The 4,641-nt window shown below is 34.3% G+C and carries 5 protein-coding genes; all 5 read right to left on the reverse strand.

Features of this window, described 5'->3' with window-relative positions; all coding sequences use genetic code 11:
* Positions 1-344: 344 nt before the first annotated feature.
* Entirely contained in the window at positions 345-1,916 is a 1,572-nt protein-coding gene (locus BUB85_RS20505) for an Hsp70 family protein (protein WP_073113323.1), read from the reverse strand.
* An 84-nt stretch (positions 1,917-2,000) separates the two neighbouring features.
* A complete protein-coding gene (locus BUB85_RS20510) occupies positions 2,001-3,566 on the reverse strand; it encodes an Ig-like domain-containing protein (protein ID WP_073113324.1) in 1,566 nt (521 codons plus the stop codon).
* 11 nt (positions 3,567-3,577) lie between these two features.
* Positions 3,578-3,916: a hypothetical protein gene (locus BUB85_RS20515; RefSeq protein ID WP_073113325.1), complete on the reverse strand. Its 339-nt coding sequence runs from the start codon at positions 3,914-3,916 to the stop codon at positions 3,578-3,580.
* A gap of 15 nt (positions 3,917-3,931) precedes the next feature.
* Entirely contained in the window at positions 3,932-4,237 is a 306-nt protein-coding gene (locus tag BUB85_RS20520) for a hypothetical protein (protein ID WP_143160820.1), read from the reverse strand.
* A 112-nt stretch (positions 4,238-4,349) separates the two neighbouring features.
* On the reverse strand, positions 4,350-4,641 hold a 292-nt coding region (locus BUB85_RS20525; RefSeq protein WP_143160739.1), incomplete at its 5' end, for an IS66 family transposase.

Here is a 4,641-nt window from a genome sequence, read left to right on the forward strand (position 1 = left end):
GTTTTATGTCTCCATTGTACTAAAAACTCAGGAAAAAAGCGAATTCACATAGATTCACCTATGGTGAAAATGACTGTGGATAAGTAATGTTTTTCAATGTTCAGTTGTTGTTAAATATATTCAAAAGCCATAGAATTTGGCTTTGAATCAGAGTTATTTGAAAGATTGAAAGAGTAATCCACAATGAATTAAATTATTCAATCACAAACAATTGGTTATCCACCAATTACCGAAATAATATCGCAAAACAGGTTTTAAAAATTCTCTGTTTTGTACAAAAATTAATTAGTTCCCCAAGGGGGTTCTGAACAGTTACAATCTATTGTTATATTCATCTTCCCCCCCTATTCTCCGCTAATATTCAGCTGGCTAATCCTCTGCTGATTTTCTTTTATCTCTTCTTCACTCAAATTAGAAATTCTATCAATATTCATTTCCCCCAGATCCTTCTGCAAATCCAAATCATAAACTCTAACATGAATGATAGAATTTTCATCACACGATATCGTAACTTCTATTTCAACAATTTTTTCTCGTGGCGGAATTTCTATTTCGGCGGTACCAATAACAGTGACATAGCGAATATCTTCTTCTTCCCCTTGTGTTACTTGTATATAAAGTTTCTCTTGGAATGCAACTGTGGTCGCATACTGATTTTTGCATGACGCTGGAACTTGAATGTTTTTTGGTAAAATAACAGAATTTATTTCCTGATTATTTCTCGTTGAACAGATGATTCCTATTCCATGAGAAGTAACATCTGTAAAGGAATACTGCTTAACTGGCTCTGGAATATCATATTCATTCATCGCATTAGTAAAATCTTCTTTTCCATCCTCCTGTTTATTTTTTTGCTGATTTTTCAGTGCATTAAGCACATGATATGCCGCACCAATTGCAACTGCCTCATCTGGATGTACTTCGGATGATGGTATAATTCCTGTCTCTTCTTCTATAGAATCTTTTACAAGAGGCATCTTTGTAGAACCTCCAACCAACAATATTTTGTCTAGATCAGAATACTCCAATCCAGCTTCATCACAAGCTGTTTCCATACTACCTACAGCTTTAAATAACAGTGGTTCTACCATATCCACAAAGCCATCTCTCGTCAAAGTATACTTAAATGGTCTTCCACCAACATTCAGCATAATATTTGTTTTTTCTTTTGATGATAATGCTTTTTTTGCTTCTTCTGCTTTTAATTGCAAATCCTGTTTTGCTACTGGATCAGAACTAACATCAATTCCTTTCTCTTTTGCCTCTGCAATCACAGCTTCTATAATCTTATTGTCAAAATCATAGCCTCCTAATTTTCGATCACCGGCAGTGCCTAACACTGTAATATTGTCTTTGTCAAAGCGCATTACTGTAACATCAAAGGTTCCTCCCCCTAAGTCGTATACCATTATTGTTTGTTGTTTGTCTCCTCCCTTGGAAATTCCAAAAGAAAGTGCTGCTGCAGTAGGTTCATTGATAATTCCAATCACATTCAAGTTAGCCATTTTCCCGGCATCTATTGTAGACATCCTCTGCGCCTCATTGAAATATGCTGGAACCGTTATAACAGCGCCATCAACAGTATCCCCTAGATACTTTTCCGCATCGGCCTTCATTTTTGCTAACACAATACCTGAAACTGCCTCTGACGAATACTTTTCCCCAGAATTTGTGGCAAATATATAGTCTCTTTCACCCATATGCCGTTTTACAAATTGTTCATAATTTTCAGGCTCCATAATACTTTGATTTTTTGCTTCTTTCCCCACAACGGTTGTCCCATCTTCAAACAGGACACTAGAAGGTGTCGTATTGTCTCCCTCACTATTTGGAATAATTACTGGTTGTCCATTTTCTTCAATATATGCCATACATGAAAATGTTGTTCCCAAATCAATACCTATGTACTTTCCCATACTCTCTTTTCTCCTTTTCTGCAGGTTCAATAATCGATCCCGCTACCAATATGAAACAAACTTTTATAACTAGCCATTTTTCAACTAGCCAAAGAGTGCCTTGAAAAACCCTTTTTTCTTTTTGCCAACTTGTACAGTTAATTTAACTTCCTTTCTTTTTGGAAAATTTTGTATATTAACAATTGCTGTTCCTTTATTTTTAGCTATTAGCCTGTTATTAACAACATTCACAATGTCATAATCTGAACTACCTATTTTTAATGTTTTATCTATGCAGTCCTCAGGAACTAATTTAATATTTAGCAGTATTTCCTGTGTTGGTTCCATTTCCAATTCGCCATCTTGATTAGTTGGCATATCAATTTTTATCTCCTGTAAATAAGGTTTTACTGTACAAATACATGTTGAAGACACATTTTCAGCTGTACATATTATCTTACAAGTTCCACTTTCCCGCCCCATAACACGTCCCATTTTATCTACTGTTGCAACCCTAGAATCAGATGATGTCCAAGTAAGTTGTTTCACATTATCTGCATCCACTGGTGAATAATCTACCTTCATGCATTTGCAATCAGTAATTCCAATTGCCAATTCATTGTCTTCTAGTATCAACTTTTTAATACGATTTCTTTTTACAACATGGATATTGAATGTTTTAAACGGTTTTTTTTCTCCATATTGATATGCTTCTAATACTGTATTTCCAGATTGCTTACCGAATACACATATTCCATCGGTTGTTGCAATCCCCAAGTCTAATACTCGAAAATCCACTTTAGGTAGTGGAGATATTGGGGGCTCTGCATTAATCACTATTTCATTACTTTTTCCAACTTCAAGTTCCTCATTGAATTTGATATTAATGAGCGGATCTATTAATATTGCTTTTCTTGTCTCCTCTTTATTTCTTAACCGTACCGAGATATTGTCTAAACAGTACCTCATTGCCTTTAGAAGTGGTTGTCCTAAGAAACACTCAAATACTGAACTAATCAAATCTTGTGGTATGCTTTCATAAAAATATCCGTGATTATCGACTTCTCTCAGTCTCGTTTTTTCTCCCATGCAAATAATATACATAGGATTTTTACAATAATAACTATCTGCTAATTTTTTTGCACTTTCCATACTTTCTACTATAAAAAACAAAAAGGAATTTTCATCATTTTTAAATTGACTCTTTTCTATAATAGGAATAATATCTATCACACAAAAAAGATTTCTCACATTCACTTTTCGTATTTCCTCTATATATTTTTGTGTACTTGACTGCGTCAAAAAATATGCCCGAATATTAATTGGTGTTATGCTTTCCCTGTTTTTTTTAATTATTTGGTTTAATTCTCCCAATCGTTTCTGTGTAGATGTTCTTACTTTTGGTTCCTGCATTTTAAAGCCAATACAATGATAGTTTTTTGTACATTGAATTTTTAAAAGCTCTGCATCCTCCCTGGTGCCAGTAAAGATGATGGCAAACTCCGCTCTTAGCTCTGAATAAATCACATCACATATATTGGGGCTCCATTCCCAAATATCCTCGTCTGTATATTGAATTAATCCACTGAAATCCTGCGGTTGCTTTCCATCTATCAAAATACTTAATTGAGGAAGAAATGGGTTATATTTTAGTTCTACAATTTTTGTCATTCATTTTCCCTTTATCTTTCTAGTTCATCTGATAATTCCCGTTGCCCCCTATTAGGATCTTCATCATTTGCATCTGACTCACTGTTTGCTTCTGCTTTTTTTTCAGCTGATTCTTTTGCTTCAGTTTCAATATGATTATCTGAATTTTCTACCTTATATTTATCTTTAAAGCTATTACTCTCTGTACTCTGCGAATCTTTCGCATCCAATTTCTTGTCTACATCATCGTCATAATCTTCAGGAACTGCGAGAATTTGATTCTTAGGTTTCTCTGTTTTCTCTTCCTGTGTTTCTTTTCCTTCATTTGTCTCATTCTCTTCATTTGTTTCTTTAAAATTTCCTAAACTCATATTCTTCTCTCCAATTTAAAATAATGAAATTTCTAATTTTCTGTATATCATTCTACACAACATTGCAACCTTATCATCTTTATGATATTTAACCATGCCTCCATGTCCGGCCGCATAGAGTAATTCAATAATTGTTTGTACTTTATTCCTATCATCATCTAAAATCACATAAAGAGATAACGCTTCAAAACATTTTTCAAACCAGTTCTCGGCACTCTCTTCATACCGATTTACTACTTTCACAAACTCATCTGACTTATCGTCCACACTCATAAACTCTCTATATGTTGGAATCCCATCCAACGGAATTACTTCAAACAAGTATTCACACCCTAACAATTCCAAAATCAAATTGCTGAAATAATGTCTGTTAAAACTTTGTCCCGTCGTAAACTTATCATTATAAGAAAGAATGTAACTGTTCAGAACTCCATTAGTTAAAGATGATATCGGAATTCCCTAAAAGGGCTTCTCTGATTGCTGTAAAAGCATTTATTCCATGCTTATGAGCAGTCCCAATATAGCTCATGATTGTAAGATATTCCTGTGCGCCTTCCTCACTGCGAAAACATCCTGAGACCTTGGTTTTAACCTTAATCATGCGCAAATCACGTTCCGCAAGGTTATTATCAAACGGAACACAGAGATTCTTTATAAATAAGCAGACTGATGCCTTGTAATTCACAAGTCTGTCAATTAGATTTAGTACCTTGGTCTTTTTCTTT

It is taken from the genome of Hespellia stercorisuis DSM 15480, assembly GCF_900142165.1.
In the GTDB taxonomy this organism is placed as follows: Bacteria; Bacillota; Clostridia; order Lachnospirales; family Lachnospiraceae; genus Hespellia; species Hespellia stercorisuis.

Bases quoted from the DNA above. Each gene is read 5' to 3' on its own strand.
- BUB85_RS20505 (WP_073113323.1), bottom strand. From the start codon at position 1,916: ATGGGAAAGTACATAGGTATTGATTTGGGAACAACATTTTCATGTATG.
- BUB85_RS20515 (WP_073113325.1), bottom strand. From the start codon at position 3,916: ATGAGTTTAGGAAATTTTAAAGAAACAAATGAAGAGAATGAGACAAAT.
- BUB85_RS20510 (WP_073113324.1), bottom strand. From the start codon at position 3,566: ATGACAAAAATTGTAGAACTAAAATATAACCCATTTCTTCCTCAATTA.